The following is a 17,095-nucleotide window of genomic DNA, read 5'->3' as shown; positions in this document are numbered from 1 at the left end:
CGCTGAGCATCCCAGAGGACATGAGCGCATTAACCTGTTCGGTACTGCCGGTTCATCCGTGGGTTTATGGCGTTGGCCAGGCCGCTGGCGACAGCAGTTATTTAAGCCCGGTTAACGCCACGGAATACCTGGCCAAAAAACTGGAAAGCTTGAGCGGTGAAACCAGCGTAGTGGTGCATATGCTCAATGCCCCAACGCACGGGGAATTTATGGCGATGCTGTCCGATTATTCCAGCGTGCTGCCCTTGCCGGTGATTGCCCAGGTAAAGCGCCGGGCAGAGGAAGCGGCCGCGCTGGCCATCACCAAAATGCAAATCCCTGCAAAATTATCCGGGGGTTTACCTGCGGCGTTGCCGTTGTCCACGTCCACTAATCGCCTGGCGGTAAACGCCCAGCGCATTGCGGCCGCTAAGGCGGAGGCGGCAACCGGGGCAAGCGCGGCCGGATTGCTGTCTGCGCTCAAAGATTTCACCAAGGCGCGGGGATCTGCCCTGGCGGCGGCGGCCGATGCGTTATCCGCCCTGAAAGGCAAAACGTCACCGGCGTGGGTTTTTACGGCCAAAGGGAACGGCGCGTTCCTGGCCGGAGAACTGCGCAAAAACATCCCGAACCAGGATTCGGTGTATACCCTGGCCACGTTGTTTAGCGGGGCTGATTTATCCACGTTGGAGGCGATGATCCATGACGATAACCACGTTCGCACTTAATGGCGAGGCCATCCCGCTGATGAATCTGAAGGTCACGCCAACGATGCAGTTTGCGGAAAAAGACCAGTCCGGGCAGTCATCGAGCACGGCCAATGCAGAACAGGGAATTAAGGCCAAAGAATTGCGCGTTTCCGGGACGGTATCCTTTCGGGACGCGGCCACGTTGAAGCGGTTGTTTGAGCTGGCAGAGGCAAAATCTGCCAGTGGTTCATTGCAGGTTTACCGCGTGGCTAACCTGATCGCCCAGACGATTAATTTTCGTGAAGGGACGTTCACCGGCGCGATTGATGCGCCGCAGCAGGATAATAAAATGGCCTGGCTGGTCACGTTCACCCTGCGCGAAAAAATCAGCGTAGCCGAGAAGAAAGAAGCCCGGGCAGGCAGTAAAACGGCGGCAACAAAACAGGGGGCAGGTGGTGCCAATGGAAGTGGCAACGCGGCGGCCGAGAGTGACGAAAAACTGACGTGGTTTGAGCGCAAAGTGCTGAAACCGGTCAATGAAGCATTGGGGTAAAGGGATGAAACCCATTAAGCGGTTGTATTTGTCGAGCGCGGCCACGCACCTGGTGGACGCAAACCTGGCGTTAGAGTTAAACGCCTGCGGTCGGGGATTTATCACCGCGCAGACGGATGAAGATTACACCGGCAAACTTGTGCGCCTGGACGTGGGCTATCACGATCTGGTGTTGCGATGGTTTACCGGTTTTGTGGAGCGTTCGCAGCCTGCGGAAAATGGCTATCAGCGGCTTTTTGTCCGGGAGCTGGTCGGCATATTTGAGCGCCTTTGGCCGTGCTCTTTTCAGCATCCCACGCTGCGACAAATCACCGGCTGGCTGACCGAGGAAAGCGGGCTGGAATTCACGCTGGCCAGCGGTGCGTCCTACGCCGATACGCCGATCCCACATTTCACCCATTCCGGCACCGGCTATCAGCTGTTAGCCAACCTGGGCAAAGCATTCAGTATTACCGATTACGTGTGGTATCAGCTGCCCGATGGTGGCGTTTTTGTCGGTGCGGCCGCTGATGCACTGTTTGCCGGTAAGCCGGTAGAAATCCCCGCCGAATTTAACCAAAGCGTAGCCGGTGGCAATGCCATGACCGTGCCGCTGATCCAGTCTTTACGTCCAGGCGTAGAGGTGAACGGTCAGCGATTGACGAAGGTCAGATTGCATAATGATGATATGGAAATCACCTGGACGCCGCGCAATAAAGCCACCGGCCAGGCATTGCAGAAAACCCCGTTTCAACGCCAGGTTGAAAGCAGTTATCCAGAGCTGGCCAGCGGCTTGCACCTGCCGCAGTTCGCCAGGGTGGAAGCGCCCAGCGAAGACGTGAGCAACGGAAACATTGCCGATCCGTTCAGGCCGCGTTATGCCGTGGACTTGCAGCTGTTAGACGCAGACGGCAATCCCGCAAAAGATACGCCGCTTTATCCGGCTGTGCCGCTGCCGTTGCCGATGGCGGGCGGGGAATCCGGGATGTTCCAGTTTCCCCCGGCCGGTACGCTGGTAGAAGTCGGGTTTAATGGTGGCCGCGCCGATAAGCCGTTTGTGCGTCAAACTCTTGCCCAGGGCAACAGCCTGCCCGCCGTGAAGTATGGCGAACAGCTGCAACAGCAGCGTGATGGTGTATCACAGCGGGTGACGGTGGCGGGCGATTGGGAACGCCAGACCGATCAGGTTATCCGTGAAACGTCCATGAGCCGGGTTGTCACGGCCGATGATGAAACCCGCACGTTGGTGGCCAGAGAAACAACCGTGCAGGCCACGGACAAAACCACTGTGCTGGGCAAAGCCACCTTGCTGGCCGGTGCAATCCAGCAGATTGCCCAGGGGGATTACAGCCTGGCCACGCAAGCTAATTATGTGGCCAGTATCCAGGGCAATGCAGAAACCAACGTGATCGGCCAGCTGATTGAAAAGGTCGGTATGTTACGCAGCAGCGTGGCCGGTGTGCGTCAGGAAGTGATTGCGCCGGTAGTGTGGATTGGTAGCCAGTCGGTGAACGTGTGCCAACTGATGCTTGATACCCTGGACGTGGTGAAACAGCTGGCACAGCTGACGGCTGCACACACTCACAACAATACCGGCACGCCACTTAATGCCCTGGCGATTACCGACACCGGCACCAAAGCCACTACGCTAAAAGAGAAATACGATCCAGTTATCGGATAAGTATTTCATGCCCACGAAAGCCCGCCGCGTGCGGGTTTTTTATTGCCCGCAGATAACCCGCCCCAATCGCACGCAGTGCCGTGCAACATCGCATTCAATGCCCTGAACCCTTTCAAAACGATCAAGCCGCCTGCGTGAGCCAGTGCGGCCGTGCGCCCACGAAACAAAGCAAGACCAGACGGAAATTGCACTACACCGCACCCGCCTGCCCTTTTTGTGTTGGTAATTTTTTTCAGTTTTAAAATTCTACAAACCAACCTGCCAGGCCGCACCGTGCCTGGGATTCTCCTGTCATTCTCAAACTGAAAAGATTGAAAAGGATTTCAGTAAATTTCAGTTTTCTGGATCTCAATAGGATCGAAGAAGAAAACTATACAATTGAAATTAAAGACTTTTACCTGCTTTTTGTCTGATTAGTGGATCGCTCAGCAGATCAAGTTCGTGAGCCGTAGAGGTGCAGGGAGGCCAGACACGGGGCAGCCTGTAAGAGATTAATGAGCAATTTGTAAAACTGAAATTTGTGTAACTGATGTGAGTGAGCGATAAGGCAAGGTGTTGTTTCAGATGTCTAAAAGTTAGCGACTATATTTTCCTTTATTAATGAGATAATCTTCTGAAAAAGCAGGTGAAAGAGGGCAAGATGAAATTATCTGATGGTGTTATAGTTTTGATTATTACAGCATGCGCATATTTGTTTTCCTATTCGTATTCGTTCGGATATTTTACAGCAAAAGAAATACCTATTGAGTTTATAAATATTAGCCTGATATCTCTGTTGAAAATGGGGTTTGGGCTGATAGCAATATTTTGTCTCTTATCAAATCTGATGGATTTTATATTTTCACAAGATGATGATATTGTTATAAGTGATGAAGTTAAACGTTTTCTGATAAGGAACTCCATAGGGTTTGTTACCGCGTTTTTATTTTTGTTTGATTTCTTTCTTAAAGTGGATTTTGTTAAGCTGATATTATTCTTCCTTTTGGTGTATATAACTATTATTATTGAGTTTGATGTGAAGGAGATGACAGGCAGTCGAATTTTCTATAAAAAAAGATACTCATTTAAGCTAAAAAAACTAAAGCCTTTAGCATCACTTCGCATTGCTGAAAAACTCAATGTCAGAATTTATTATGTCTATCTCACTTGGTTTCTAGCTTCATTTTTTTTAATGTACAATCTTGGGAGTGTATCAGCAAGCTTGACCCATGAAACACTAATGTGTAATAAGGATATGTATGTAATTCAAATGAATGATGATAGCGCACTCATAACAGATGATTATAAAAAATTCTCATTTATTGAGAAAACAAAGTGCAATTTTACTATCATAAAACCAACTGGTAAAAAGAATAAGTAGTTAACATATTTAACGCCAGGATGTGATCCTGGCATTGTATAAGCATCTATTTATTGTTTTCAGAGTTGTCAGGTGAGTTCAGTTTAGATGATTGGGTAAATCGCATGGAGTCGGCAGCAGCTAATATTTTCAGTGCATCATCACTTGAATATCCATTCAACTTTATTGAATTACCATCTTTAGATACCGTGATATCAACACTATGCTTTTTCTGAAATGCTTCTAGAACATTTAGTAGAAGAGGCGCAAAAGTATACAGTTTTTCAGAGATTTTACGGAAGATTCCCACGTAGTCAGGTGAATCTTTTGAGAAGCACTTAACATAGCCCGCATCTAAGCCAACCGACTTACAATCTTCTACAAACTCACCTTGAAGTTCAAAAGGAACATAGCAAGCAATTGAATCGTACATGGCAGTGTTTATTTTATCCATTCTCTTTCCTTACATAAAAGTTGCGTAACAAGTCACAATTACTCAAGGGTCAAAAAAAACAAGGGTGGACTTATAGTATTAAAACGAGGCTATAACCTTTCGCGACAGACTAGGCTACAGAACTTTTCATTTGAATGTACAAACGTTAACGAAAAGGGAAGGTTATCGCAAACCGGCTATGATTTCCCATCGCCACTTTGTCGCCATAAGGAATGTGTTGTTTGCATAATTAATTGATTTTAAAGTATTTGATTCTTATAAAAGAAAAAACCCGGCAATCTTGAACCTAAAAAGGCGGGATTGACGGGCTCTCCAAATTTGGGGACTTCAAAGAAAAGCAGTGGCACTAATTAAGACTTCGCTCCACTTTAAAAGTTCGCGCAATGTGGCAAAAATATAAAAAAATTATTGATTTTTTTTTGCCACATTTGTGATCAACAACTTACGTCACGCACCTGGCCAGATGATGACGATCAGCGTCCCCGCGAGTGTCAGTAATACGTTAGCAATGGCGTAGGTTCCTGCATAACCCAGTGCCGGAATGTTGCTGCGGGCGGTGTCGCTGATGATTTCCATCGCCGGTGCGCAGGTTCGTGCGCCCATGATGGCGCCAAACAGGAGTGCCCGGTTCATCCGCAGAACGTAGGCGCCGAAGATGAAGCAAATCACCACCGGCACCAGGCTGACAATCAGGCCGGACAGCAACATTTGTCCGCCGACGGCGCCAAGCCCGTTGTTGATCCCCGCACCGGCGCTGAGGCCGACGCCTGCCATAAACACCATCAGCCCGAACTCTTTGACCATGTTCAGCGCACCCTGCGGAATGTAGCCGAAAGTAGGGTGGTTGGCGCGCAGGAAGCCGAGCATGATACCGGCGAACAGCAGGCCCGCGGCGTTACCAATCCCGAAGCTGAAGCTTTTGAACTGGAAGGTGATAAGACCGATCATCAAACCGACGATGAAGAAGGCGCAGAAGGCGAGTAAATCGGTGAGCTGGCTGTGAACGGAGATAAAGCCGATGCGCTCTGCCACGCTTTTCACACGACGTGCGTCGCCGCTGACCTGCAACACATCGCCTTTGTTGAGCACGATGCTGTCATCAATAGGCATTTCAATCTGGCTGCGGATCACGCGGTTAAGGAAACAACCCTGATCGGTCAGGTTAAGCTGGCTCAGACGTTTGCCGACGGCGTGATTGTTTTTCACCACCACTTCTTCCGTCACGATACGCATATCGAGCAGGTCACGGTCGAAAACTTCTTTCCCGTTACGGAAACTCGGATCAAGGCGTGAATGTGCGTCCGGATAGCCGACCAGCGAAATTTCATCGCCGACCTGCAACACCGCGTCGCCGTCCGGCGTCGCGAGAATTCCATTGCGACGGATACGTTCGATATAACAACCTGTCTGGCGATAAATGCCCAGTTCACGCAGGTTTTTGCCATCTGCCCAGGCGACCAGTTCCTGCCCGACGCGGTAAGCGCGGATCACCGGAAGATAAACTTTTCGCTTACTGTCTGTGTCCAGACCACGTTCGCGGGCGATTTGCTGCGCACTGGTTGGCAGATCCTGATGTTGCAGTTTTGGCAAATAGCGTGCGCCGAAAATCAGGCTGACCAGCCCGATAAGATACGTCAATGCGTAGCCGAGGCTCAGATTATCCAGCGCGGGGCTGAGCGTATTACTGCCCGCGAGGGTATTGCGCAGCGTGTCTCCTGCACCCACCAGAACCGGCGTGGAGGTCATGGATCCGGCGAGCATACCGGCGGTGAGACCGATGTCCCAGCCGAATGCCTTGCCAAGGCCGAGCGCAAGGAGCATCGCGCTGCCGACCATCACCAGCGCCAGCATCAGATAATTTTTGCCATCCCGGAAGAAAATTGAAAAAAAGTTGGGTCCGGCTTCGACGCCCACGCAAAAAATAAACAGCATAAAACCGAGGTTGAGCGCTTCCGTATTAATGCTGAAATGTTGCTGGCCTAAAAGCAGGGAAACCACTAATACGCCAATAGAATTTCCGAGCTGAACGGAGCCCAGGCGAATTTTCCCCAGGCACAAGCCCAGTGCCAAAACCACAAATAATAACAGGATGTAATTCCCGTTTAACAAACTAGCGACGTTTATATTCACAAGGATAACTTATTGTTTACCAACAAATTCTTGATATAGGAGAATGTAAAGGATAAATTCAGATCCAGAAAATTCCTACTTTTTTAAACACCTTTGGTTTCTCAAATCGTGAATTAGAAAAGCAGGTTTCGGGCGTCATTTTAGTCATAGAACGTCTCTTCAGCCAGAGAAAAGCCCGTATAAATCAACTGAACGCTTTTTTTGTGTTTCGCGGGATTGCGGAACGCGTCAGGGAAGTGAGCCGGCAAGGCTCTGTCAGGTAAAAATGAACGCATTGCGTGCAGTGCAGACGGCCTGTGAATCTCGCCAACTTTAAGGAGGAAGTCAGATGGCATTTTGGCGAAAGTTAATAGCCCCGCTATTTTGTTGCATTATATTTGTAGTTACTTTTATTTCGTTAAAAAATAGCTGGATAGTTGTTAGAGATATAACACCTGGTCCGGAATATGGTCTGTTATTATTTTTATTGCCGGGTTTGCTGACCGGGCTGATATATCGCGATTCGCCGATATTTTCATCATTCGTTGGCGCGCTGATTTCTGTGCCGGTTTGTACCGCGCTGCGTATGATGTTTTATCCGCGCGTGCGTCCGCTGGTGCAGGAAGTGGCTTACGCTACCAGCGCAATTTTCTGGTGTGTGCTGGGCGCGATGCTGATTCAGCTGCTCTTTACCGCGTATAAACAGTTCCGACAGCACCGGTAAACATTTTCCGATGCCATAAAAAAAGGCGCTCAGTGAGCGCCTTTTTGCTGAGTTCAGAACCACTTAGTTACTGAACAGAGCCAGATGTTCTTTGGCATAGGCTTCAAAATCAGTGCAGCCGCCAATGTGTTTCTGATCGAGGAAAATTTGTGGAACGGTTTCAACAGGTTTACCCACTGTTTTTTCCAGGTCAGCTTTGGTGATGCCTTCCGCATGGATATCGATGTAGCGGAAATTGAAATCATCACGTTCTTCAGTCAGTTTTTCAGCCAACTCTTTAGCACGTACACAATAAGGACAGCCAGGACGCCCGAAAATTACTGCAAACATGGAGACTCCTTTGTTAATACCAGCGAGATAAATGAAAAGGGAGTGACTATTTTTGTTATGCACGTCACCTTTTTGATGTCGATACTATGCCTGTTGCAAGCCACAAAAAAAAGCAGGAATTACCTGTCGGTCTGATACCTTCTGCCTATCCAAATGATGAATCAGGGTTTTTTGGGCTCCGCACACTGTTACAGCATTTGATGTCACAAGCCTTGCAAACAGGGCGCACAGCATGAATGATTGCAGCATCTGTTTTCGCTTTTTCATCCGTTCAGGAATTTTTTAATGACGCCGACTATCGATCTTCTGCGCTCACACCGTTCTATCCGTTCTTTTACCGGCCAGCCGGTATCCGATGAACAGCGTGAGGCGATCATTGCTGCCGCGCAATCTGCCTCGACTTCCAGCTTTTTGCAGTGTTCATCGATTATCCGCGTTACCGATCCGGCGCTGCGCGAAACGTTGGTGCAGTACACCGGCGGGCAGCAATACGTGGCCAGTGCCGCTGAATTTTGGGTCTTCTGTGCCGATTTCAACCGCAACTTGCAGATTAACCCCGAGGCCGAACTGGGGCTGGCGGAGCAATTACTGCTCGGCTGCGTGGATACCGCGCTGATGGCGCAAAACGCTATGACCGCCGCCGAATCACTCGGGTTGGGGGGCGTGTTTATCGGCGGGATCCGTAATCAGGTGGAAGACGTTGTCGCGCTGCTGAAATTACCGAAATTCGTAATGCCGCTGTTCGGTTTTTGTATCGGCACGCCGGCGCAGGATCATCAGGTCAAGCCGCGTATGCCGCAGTCCATGCTGGTTCATGAAAACAGCTATCAGCCGCTGGATAAAGAACTTCTGGCGCAATATGACGAAGAACTCAGCGCGTATTATCTGCAACGCGACAGCAATGCCCGCCGCGATACCTGGAGCGCACTGATTATCCGTACCCTGAAAAAGGAACAGCGTCCGTTTATGCTGGACGTATTACATAAGCAAGGCTGGGCAACACGCTAATCGGCGATGGAGTGTCGGATGAAGATTGCAATTCTTTCCCGTGACGGGTCTTTGTATTCGTGTAAACGGCTGCGTGAAGCCGCAGAGGCCCGGGGGCATGAGATCGACATCATCGATCCGCTTTCCTGCTATATGAACATCAATCCGGCTGCGCCGAGTGTGCATTATCGCGGGCGTCAGCTGGATAAATACCAGGCGGTGATCCCGCGCATTGGCTCAGCCATTACGTTCTACGGCACCGCGGTATTGCGCCAGTTTGAGATGCTCGGGAGTTTTCCTCTCAATGAATCTGTGGCGATTACCCGTGCGCGCGATAAGTTGCGTTCGATGCAGATTCTGGCGCGCGAAGGTATTGATTTGCCGATCACCGGTTTTGCGAATGCACCGGACGACACCTCAGATCTCATTGCGCTGGTCGGCGGTGCGCCGCTGGTGGTCAAGCTGGTCGAAGGTACGCAGGGCATCGGCGTGGTGCTGGCTGAAACCCGCCAGGCGGCGGAAAGTGTGATTGACGCCTTCCGCGGGCTGAATGCGCACATTCTGGTTCAGGAATATATCCGCGAAGCCGAAGGGCGCGACATCCGTTGTCTGGTGGTGGGTAAACGCGTGGTGGCGGCGATTGAACGTCAGGCCAAACCGGGCGATTTCCGCTCCAATCTTCATCGCGGCGGAACCGCGACCAACGTCAAAATCACGCCCGAAGAGAAAGAAATTGCGGTGAAAGCGGCGCTGACGCTGGGGCTCGACGTTGCCGGTGTCGATATTTTGCGTGCGCACCGGGGGCCGCTGGTGATGGAAGTTAACGCGTCACCGGGGCTGGAAGGCATCGAAACCACAACCGGCCTGGATATTGCGGGCATGATGATTGATTACATCGAACAGCGGGCGAAGCCGGGATTCAGGCTCAAATCCGGCGGCTAAATCTTAATTACCGGCGCTAATGTGCATCAAAAGGCCTTTGGTCGTAGCGCTGACCGGTAATATTCCGTAAGCTATGACCCCCTTCGTAACGCTGCGGGTGTTGCGAAGGCGTGGTTATTCTCGTTGTTTTGAACTTGTGAGGCATTCTATGGATTCGCTCATCGTCCCTGATTTGGCGCTGCTGCGGCGCTGGCTGGATCAGCTGGGCATTTCTTTTTTCGAGTGTGATTCCTGTCAGGCTCTCCATTTGCCGCATATGCAGAATTTTGATGGCATTTTTGATGCCAAACTCGATATCGTGGATAACGTGATTTTGTTCTCCGCGCTGGCCGAAGTGAAACCCACGGCGCTGATCCCGCTGGTCGCTGATTTAAGCTCGATTAACGCCAGCTCGCTGACCATCAAGGCCTTTGTCGATATTCAGGATGACAATTTGCCGAAACTGATTGTTTGCCAGTCGCTGACGATTGCCGTGGGCGTGACTGAAGAGCAATTCGCTTTCTTCCTGCAACAGGCGGAAGAGCAGATGTCGATGATTATTCTTGAAGCCCACGCCAACGATTTACTGTTCCTTGGCGATGATGAAGAAGGCACACCGGCCGTTTCCGTGAACCTGCCTTTGTTGCACTAAAGCCCGTTAGTTATTTCTCTCCCTCTGAAGATCCTTTCCTGCGAGCCGTGTTTATTGCGGCTCCGCTGCCTTTATTCGCTTTCGCCATAAGTTATGCTGCGTTTGTGCTGGTGTTGCCAGATATTTCACTTTGTTAAAAGCCAAAATGCCAGACGGTATAGACCAAATCTGCATAAATAATCGATAAACGCCGGTTTTGTCTCAGGAGGCTGGTACACGGGGGTTGCAGGCGCTATGCTTCTGACTCTGCACCACGCGTGATTACGTCGTAAAACCAAACGGTTAATTCGCAGGCAGCGTATGCGTCAGCGTTGAATGCCTATGCAAGTGTGATGGGTGAACGTTGGCATTGTGTGAAAGGTTTTGTATCAGTCTGAGTGATACAAATTCAATTTATATTCCCCTGTCTTGGAGGTAGTAACGGATGTTCACCCTGCGTAAAAAGTGGTTATCGGGTGTTGTCGCCGGTCTGGTTATGGCCGCGTCCGTCACAGCGTCTGCGGAAGAGAAAACGCTGCATATCTATAACTGGTCCGATTATATCGCGCCAAACACCGTGCCTGATTTCCAGAAAGAAACCGGCATCAAAGTGGTGTACGACGTGTTTGACTCCAACGAAGTGCTGGAAGGCAAACTGATGGCAGGGAGCACCGGTTTCGATCTGGTTGTGCCGTCGGCAAGCTTCCTCGAGCGCCAGCTGTCCGCAGGCGTATTCCAGCCGCTGGATAAGAGCAAACTGCCAAACTACAAAAACCTCGATCCTGATTTGCTCAAAATGGTGGCGCAGCATGATCCGGGCAACAAATACGCGATCCCTTATCTCTGGGCGACCACCGGCATCGGCTATAACGTCGATAAAGTGAAAGCCGTGCTGGGTAAAGACGCGCCGGTAGACAGCTGGGATCTGGTGCTCAAACCTGAAAACTTAGAGAAACTGAAAAGCTGCGGCGTTTCATTCCTCGACGCACCGGCTGAAATTTACGCTACCGTGCTGAATTATTTGCATCTCGATCCCAACAGCACCAAAGCGTCGGATTACACCGGTGCCGCGAACGATCTGCTGCTGAAACTGCGTCCGAACATTCGTTATTTCCACTCTTCCCAGTACATCAACGATCTGGCCAACGGCGACATTTGTGTGGCGATTGGCTGGGCGGGCGATGTGATGCAGGCGTCTAACCGCGCGAAAGAAGCGAAAAACGGCGTGAACGTGGCGTACAGCATTCCGAAAGAGGGCGCGCTGGCATTCTTTGACGTCTTCGCGATTCCGGCGGATGCTAAAAACCTCGACGAAGCGTACCAGTTCCTCAACTACCTGATGGAACCGAAAGTGATCGCGCAAATCAGTAACACCGTTTACTACGCGAGCGGCAACAAAGCGGCTACGCCACTGGTGAATGAAGATGTGCGTAACAACCCGGGCATTTATCCACCAGCCGATGTGCAGGCCAAACTCTTCAGCCTGAAAGTTCAGGATCCGAAGATTGACCGTGTCATCACCCGTTCGTGGACTAAGGTAAAAACCGGCAAGTAAATACTCTTCATCCTTCAGGCCGCCTCTGCGTTGGCTGCGTGAACGCGCCCCGGTCACTGACTTGTGTCTGCTCCCGGGGACTTGCTCACTTGCCGCCTTGATGCAACCAGAATGATTTTGAGTATTACGTTAGCGGCTCCGCACAATCACTGCGGGGCCGCTGGCATTTTGTTCCGGGCCGCTTTTGGGCATAGAAATCAGGCACTTTTCCCCCTGACTGTTATGCTTATTTGATACTGCTTCATTTTGATACCGGAGATTCCTCTGAGTGAACGACGCCATTCCACGCCCTCAGCCTAAGTCCCAGAAAGGTTTCACGCCTTTGCTGGAGATCCGCAATTTAACCAAGTCTTTTGACGGCCAGGCCGCCGTGGATGATGTCAGCCTGACCATCTATAAAGGGGAGATTTTCGCACTGCTCGGCGCGTCCGGTTGTGGGAAATCGACTCTGTTGCGCATGCTCGCCGGTTTTGAGCAGCCCACACAGGGGCAGATTGTGCTCGATGGCGTGGACCTCTCGCAGGTGCCGCCGTATCAGCGTCCGATCAACATGATGTTCCAGTCCTACGCGCTGTTCCCGCACATGACGGTTGAACAAAACATCGCGTTCGGACTTAAGCAGGACAAATTGCCGTCGGCGGAAATCAAAAGCCGCGTGGCAGAAATGCTGACGCTGGTCCACATGCAGGAATTCGCTAAACGTAAACCGCACCAGCTTTCCGGCGGTCAGCGTCAGCGCGTGGCGTTAGCCCGCAGTCTGGCAAAACGACCAAAATTATTGCTGCTCGACGAACCGATGGGCGCGCTGGATAAAAAACTGCGTGACCGTATGCAACTCGAAGTGGTCGATATTCTTGAGCGCGTCGGCGCGACCTGCGTGATGGTGACGCACGATCAGGAAGAAGCCATGACCATGGCGGGGCGTATTGCCATCATGAACCGCGGCAAGTTTGTGCAAATCGGTGAACCGGAAGAAATCTACGAGCACCCGACCAGCCGTTTCAGCGCCGAATTTATCGGTTCGGTGAACGTGTTTGAAGGCGTGCTGAAAGAACGTCTGGATGATGCGTTAGTGCTGACATCGCCGGGGCTTTTGCATCCGCTGAAAGTGGATCCGGATGTCTCGGTGGTGGACGGCGTACCGGTGTTTGTCGCGCTGCGTCCGGAAAAAATCATGCTCTGCGAAGAGGTGCCGGAAGACGGCTGCAACTTTGCAGTGGGCGAAGTCGTGAACATTGCGTATCTGGGCGACCTGTCGATTTACCACGTCAAACTGCACAGCGGCCAGATGATTACGGCGCAATTGCAAAACGGCCACCGTTTCCGCAAAGGTATGCCGACCTGGGGCGACGAAGTGCGTCTGTGCTGGCAAGCCGACAGCTGCGTCGTGCTGACAGTTTAAGGGGGCGATGATGTCTGTGATTTCTGAAGTGACCACCGCGAAACCTCCGGGCGGATTCAAAGCCGTGATCGGCCGCCTGCAACAACGTCATGGCCGCAAGCTGGTGATTTTATTGCCGCTGGTGTGGTTCCTGCTGCTCTTTTTACTGCCGTTCCTGATTGTTTTTAAAATCAGTTTCGCCGAGATGGCGCGCGCCATTCCGCCGTATACCGATCTGGTCACCTGGTCAGACGGCATGCTCGATATTGCGCTCAATATCGGTAACTACATCGGGCTCACGCAGGATCCGCTTTATATTGATGCCTATCTGCAATCGCTGGAAGTGGCCGCCATTTCCACGATTCTGTGCCTGCTGATCGGTTATCCGCTGGCATGGGCCGTGGCGCACAGCAGCAAATCCATGCGTAACATTTTGCTGTTGCTGGTGATCCTGCCGTCGTGGACGTCATTCCTGATCCGCGTTTACGCCTGGATTGGCATCCTCAAAGACAACGGTGTGCTGAACAACGTGCTGCTCTGGCTGCACGTCATCGACCAGCCGCTGGTGATTTTGCACACCAATCTGGCGGTGTATATCGGGATTGTTTATTCGTATCTGCCGTTTATGATCCTGCCGATTTACACCGCGCTGACCCGCATGGATTATTCGCTGGTGGAAGCGGCGTCCGATCTCGGTGCGCGCCCGATGAAAACCTTCTTCAAAGTGATTATGCCGCTGACCAAAGGCGGGATTATCGCCGGTTCCATGCTGGTGTTTATTCCGGCGGTCGGCGAATACGTGATCCCTGAACTGCTCGGTGGCCCGGACAGCAACATGATCGGGCGCGTGTTGTGGCAGGAATTCTTCAATAACCGCGACTGGCCGGTGGCCTCTGCGGTGGCGGTGGTCATGCTGTTGCTGCTGATCATGCCGATCCTGTGGTTCCAGAAATACCAAAATAAAGAGCTGGGAGAAAAAGAATGAATCAGTTGCCGGTTGTCCGTTCGCCGTGGCGAATTCTTATTCTCGTGCTCGGCTTTACGTTTTTGTATGCGCCGATGCTGATGCTGGTTATTTATTCGTTTAACAGCTCCAAGCTTGTTACGGTCTGGGCGGGCTGGTCTACCCGCTGGTATACTCAGCTTTTCCACGATTCTGCGATGATTAGCGCGGTGGGTATGAGCCTGACGATTGCTACCGCAGCCGCCACCATGGCAGTGATTGTCGGTACGCTGGCGGCAGTCGTGATGGTGCGCTTCCAGCGCTTTCGTGGCTCGACGGGTTTTGCGTTTATGCTGACCGCTCCGCTGGTTATGCCCGATGTGATCACCGGTCTGGCGCTGCTGCTGCTGTTTGTGGCGATGGGGCACGCTTTTGGCTGGCCTGCTGAGCGCGGCATGTTCACCATATGGCTGGCGCATGTGACGTTTTGTAGTGCGTATGTGGCGGTGGTGGTGTCGGCGAGATTGCGCGAACTGGATCGTTCCATCGAGGAAGCCGCAATGGATTTAGGCGCGGCGCCGGTGAAAGTCTTCTTCATCATTACGCTGCCGATGATCCTGCCCGCGCTGATTTCCGGCTGGCTGCTGGCGTTTACGCTGTCGCTCGACGATCTGGTTATCGCCAGTTTTGTCGCCGGGCCGGGCGCAACGACCTTGCCAATGCTGGTCTTCGCCAGTGTGCGTATGGGCGTTAACCCGGAAATCAACGCCCTGGCGACGCTCATCCTGCTGGTGGTAGGCATCATCGGCATGATTGCCTGGTGGTTTATGTCGCGTGCCGAAAAGCAAAGAATCAGGGACATCCAGCGCGCGCAGCGTAGCTAAATCCCCGTCATCCTTCGAGCTGCCTCAGCGTTGGCTGTCTTCGTAAAGCCCGGTCACATACTCATGTATGCTCCCGGGCTTTACTTAGTTGCCGCCTTGATGCCGCTCAAATGATTTGAGGGATTTGGGGTTGAATACAACAAGAAAAGGACACGACACGGAAGTATGAAACTGGCATTTATCCCTGTTCCCGTCATGATTGCAGCCTCGGCGATTGTTGCCACGCGCTGCCTTGAGTTTATTTTGCTGTTTGACGCCATGGGTTTTTCAGGGCTGATGAGCTTTATCGAAGTCAGCGCAGAGTCGTGGCTGAACTGTTTTATTCTGCTGGCGAGTTTGCTGATTGTGCTGATTGAATGCCGTGCGGCGTACGCGATGATGCGTGCGCGGATCTGGGGGCGTCGGGCGTTTATTGGCTGCCAGATAATTGTCGTCGGTTACATGCTGCTGGCGTCTTTCGAATGGTTCGGGCCGCGCATTTTTCGCTTTGATGTCGAGACACAGGGCGAGTTTCTCACCGCGCTGCTGGTGCAAAAAATCCCCGATATTGTGGTTCTGCTCCTGCTTTTCGTGCCAGCCAGCAGCCGTCGCTACTTTGCGAAACGTAAATAGCACCTGCCGCAGGTGAGCCTTTCAGGCCGCGTGGTGATACACTGCGCGCCAGATTTTTCCCCGTATTCGATGACCGGAATTCTTTCATGCACTGCGCACTTTATACCGCCGGAACCTGCCGCTCATGTCAGTGGCTCGACACGCCTTACTCGCAACAGTTAGCCGACAAACAGCGGGATTTACATTCTCTGCTGGAAGGTTTGCCGGTGGGAGAATGGCGCGAACCGGTGACCGGGCCGGAAAGTGCGTTTCGCAATAAAGCGAAAATGGTGGTCAGCGGCAGCGTGGAGCGCCCGTTGCTCGGCATGTTGCACCGCGACGGCACGCCGGTAGATTTGTGCGAATGTCCGCTGTATCCCGCCCGTTTTCCGGCCGTATTTTCAGTGCTCAAAACCTTTATCGCCCGCGCTGGCCTGACGCCGTACAACGTGGCGCGCAAACGTGGCGAACTGAAATTCCTGCTGCTGACCGAAAGCCAGAAAGACGGCGGCATGATGCTGCGTTTTGTTCTGCGTTCAGAAGCCAAACTTGCCCAGCTGCGCGCCGCGCTGCCTTGGCTGCAACAGCAGTTGCCACAGCTGACCGTGATTTCGGCCAATATCCAGCCGGTGCACATGGCGATCCTCGAAGGCGACACCGAAATCCCGCTGACGGACGTGCAACGTCTCGAAGAAGAATTTAACCATGTGCCGCTGTTTATCCGTCCGCAGAGCTTCTTCCAGACCAATCCGCAGGTGGCTGAACGGCTTTACGCCACCGCGCGTGACTGGGTACATGAGCGAGGCAATATTGCCAGCATGTGGGATCTGTTCTGTGGTGTCGGCGGCTTTGGCCTGCATTGCGCCACGCCAGAGATGAAACTGACCGGCATTGAAATCAGCGCGGAAGCCATCGCCTGTGCGAAGGAATCAGCCAGCCGTCTGGGTCTGAAAAACGTCGAATTCCAGGCGCTGGACTCCACCGGTTTTGCGACCGGAAAAGGCGAAGTTCCGGATCTGGTTCTGGTGAATCCGCCGCGCCGCGGCATCGGCAAAACGCTGTGTGATTACCTGAGCCAGATGGCGCCGGACACCATTTTGTATTCCAGCTGTAACGCGCAGACGATGGCAAAGGATCTGGCTTTGTTGCCGGGCTACGCAATTGCGCGCGTCCAGCTTTTCGACATGTTCCCCCATACCGCGCATTACGAAGTGATGGCGCTGCTGACGCGGGAAATATAAGCGTATTAATGGGCTGATGTTATTACGTTTCCGTATTATGGATTTCTCCTAATAGAAACGGTAAAGAGATTAGCTATTAATTTCCCCGCCGGTTAAGAAAAACGGTTATTGCGCGGAATAAAGT

17 protein-coding genes are annotated in these 17,095 nt (G+C 52.1%); 14 read left to right on the top strand and 3 right to left on the bottom strand.

The genetic code is table 11. The features are described from left to right. The first annotated feature begins 20 nt into the window (after nucleotides 1-20). From KWG64_RS15785 to KWG64_RS15770, 4 genes are all read left to right on the top strand, one after another. Entirely contained in the window at nucleotides 21-707 is a 687-nt protein-coding gene (locus KWG64_RS15785; protein ID WP_255562197.1) for a hypothetical protein, read from the top strand. Next, complete coding sequence (locus KWG64_RS15780; RefSeq protein ID WP_218522399.1) at nucleotides 682-1,221, top strand: hypothetical protein; 540 nt, start codon at nucleotides 682-684, stop codon at nucleotides 1,219-1,221. The genes KWG64_RS15785 and KWG64_RS15780 overlap by 26 nt, the downstream gene beginning before the upstream one ends. A 4-nt stretch (nucleotides 1,222-1,225) precedes the next feature. Then, a complete protein-coding gene (locus KWG64_RS15775; protein ID WP_218522398.1) occupies nucleotides 1,226-2,881 on the top strand; it encodes a hypothetical protein in 1,656 nt (551 codons plus the stop codon). Nucleotides 2,882-3,521: 640 nt separating this feature from the next. After that, entirely contained in the window at nucleotides 3,522-4,241 is a 720-nt protein-coding gene (locus KWG64_RS15770; protein WP_218522397.1) for a hypothetical protein, read from the top strand. 46 nt (nucleotides 4,242-4,287) lie between these two features. On the opposite strand, the gene KWG64_RS15765 is transcribed toward KWG64_RS15770, so the two are convergent. Together KWG64_RS15765 and KWG64_RS15760 are read right to left on the bottom strand one after the other, a co-directional pair. Continuing rightward, nucleotides 4,288-4,674, bottom strand: coding sequence for a hypothetical protein (locus tag KWG64_RS15765; RefSeq protein WP_218522396.1), 387 nt, complete (start codon nucleotides 4,672-4,674; stop codon nucleotides 4,288-4,290). Nucleotides 4,675-5,121: 447 nt separating this feature from the next. Beyond that, nucleotides 5,122-6,804 carry an aspartate:alanine antiporter gene (locus KWG64_RS15760; protein WP_152326953.1) on the bottom strand — a complete coding sequence of 561 codons (1,683 nt, stop codon included), beginning with the start codon at nucleotides 6,802-6,804 and terminating at the stop codon, nucleotides 5,122-5,124. Between the two features lie 328 nt (nucleotides 6,805-7,132). Between KWG64_RS15760 and ybjM the strand changes: the two genes are divergently transcribed. Next, nucleotides 7,133-7,507, top strand: coding sequence for an inner membrane protein YbjM (gene ybjM, locus KWG64_RS15755; protein ID WP_195814639.1), 375 nt, complete (start codon nucleotides 7,133-7,135; stop codon nucleotides 7,505-7,507). Nucleotides 7,508-7,570: 63 nt separating this feature from the next. Here ybjM and KWG64_RS15750 read toward each other — a convergent pair whose 3' ends face one another. Further along, a complete protein-coding gene (locus KWG64_RS15750; protein WP_013575818.1) occupies nucleotides 7,571-7,837 on the bottom strand; it encodes a GrxA family glutaredoxin in 267 nt (88 codons plus the stop codon). 285 nt (nucleotides 7,838-8,122) lie between these two features. Here KWG64_RS15750 and nfsA point away from each other — a divergent pair, with 285 nt between their 5' ends. From nfsA to rlmC, 9 genes are all read left to right on the top strand, one after another. After that, entirely contained in the window at nucleotides 8,123-8,845 is a 723-nt protein-coding gene (nfsA, locus tag KWG64_RS15745) for an oxygen-insensitive NADPH nitroreductase (protein WP_218522395.1), read from the top strand. Between the two features lie 18 nt (nucleotides 8,846-8,863). Next, nucleotides 8,864-9,766, top strand: coding sequence for a 30S ribosomal protein S6--L-glutamate ligase (gene rimK, locus KWG64_RS15740; RefSeq protein ID WP_165057894.1), 903 nt, complete (start codon nucleotides 8,864-8,866; stop codon nucleotides 9,764-9,766). A gap of 148 nt (nucleotides 9,767-9,914) precedes the next feature. After that, nucleotides 9,915-10,397, top strand: a complete 483-nt coding sequence (locus KWG64_RS15735; RefSeq protein ID WP_152326957.1) for a YbjN domain-containing protein — start codon at nucleotides 9,915-9,917, stop codon at nucleotides 10,395-10,397. Between the two features lie 424 nt (nucleotides 10,398-10,821). Continuing rightward, entirely contained in the window at nucleotides 10,822-11,931 is a 1,110-nt protein-coding gene (gene potF, locus KWG64_RS15730; protein ID WP_218522394.1) for a spermidine/putrescine ABC transporter substrate-binding protein PotF, read from the top strand. Nucleotides 11,932-12,199: 268 nt separating this feature from the next. Beyond that, on the top strand, nucleotides 12,200-13,333 hold the full coding sequence (gene potG, locus KWG64_RS15725; protein WP_195814642.1) for a putrescine ABC transporter ATP-binding subunit PotG: 1,134 nt from the start codon (nucleotides 12,200-12,202) through the stop codon (nucleotides 13,331-13,333). Between the two features lie 10 nt (nucleotides 13,334-13,343). Continuing rightward, a complete protein-coding gene (potH, locus tag KWG64_RS15720; RefSeq protein ID WP_195823098.1) occupies nucleotides 13,344-14,297 on the top strand; it encodes a putrescine ABC transporter permease PotH in 954 nt (317 codons plus the stop codon). Next, nucleotides 14,294-15,139, top strand: a complete 846-nt coding sequence (potI, locus tag KWG64_RS15715; protein WP_195823099.1) for a putrescine ABC transporter permease PotI — start codon at nucleotides 14,294-14,296, stop codon at nucleotides 15,137-15,139. Before potH ends, potI begins: the two co-directional genes overlap by 4 nt. Nucleotides 15,140-15,304: 165 nt before the next feature. Next, nucleotides 15,305-15,751, top strand: a complete 447-nt coding sequence (locus KWG64_RS15710) for a YbjO family protein (RefSeq protein ID WP_195814644.1) — start codon at nucleotides 15,305-15,307, stop codon at nucleotides 15,749-15,751. A gap of 86 nt (nucleotides 15,752-15,837) precedes the next feature. Next, complete coding sequence (gene rlmC / locus KWG64_RS15705; RefSeq protein WP_218522393.1) at nucleotides 15,838-16,971, top strand: 23S rRNA (uracil(747)-C(5))-methyltransferase RlmC; 1,134 nt, start codon at nucleotides 15,838-15,840, stop codon at nucleotides 16,969-16,971. Nucleotides 16,972-17,095: the final 124 nt, after the last annotated feature.

The organism is Rahnella sp. PD12R (genome assembly GCF_019200965.1).
GTDB classification, from domain to species: Bacteria; Pseudomonadota; Gammaproteobacteria; order Enterobacterales; family Enterobacteriaceae; genus Rahnella; species Rahnella laticis.
The sequence above is the reverse complement of the archived record's forward strand: the minus strand, read 5'-3'. Positions and strand labels throughout refer to the sequence as shown.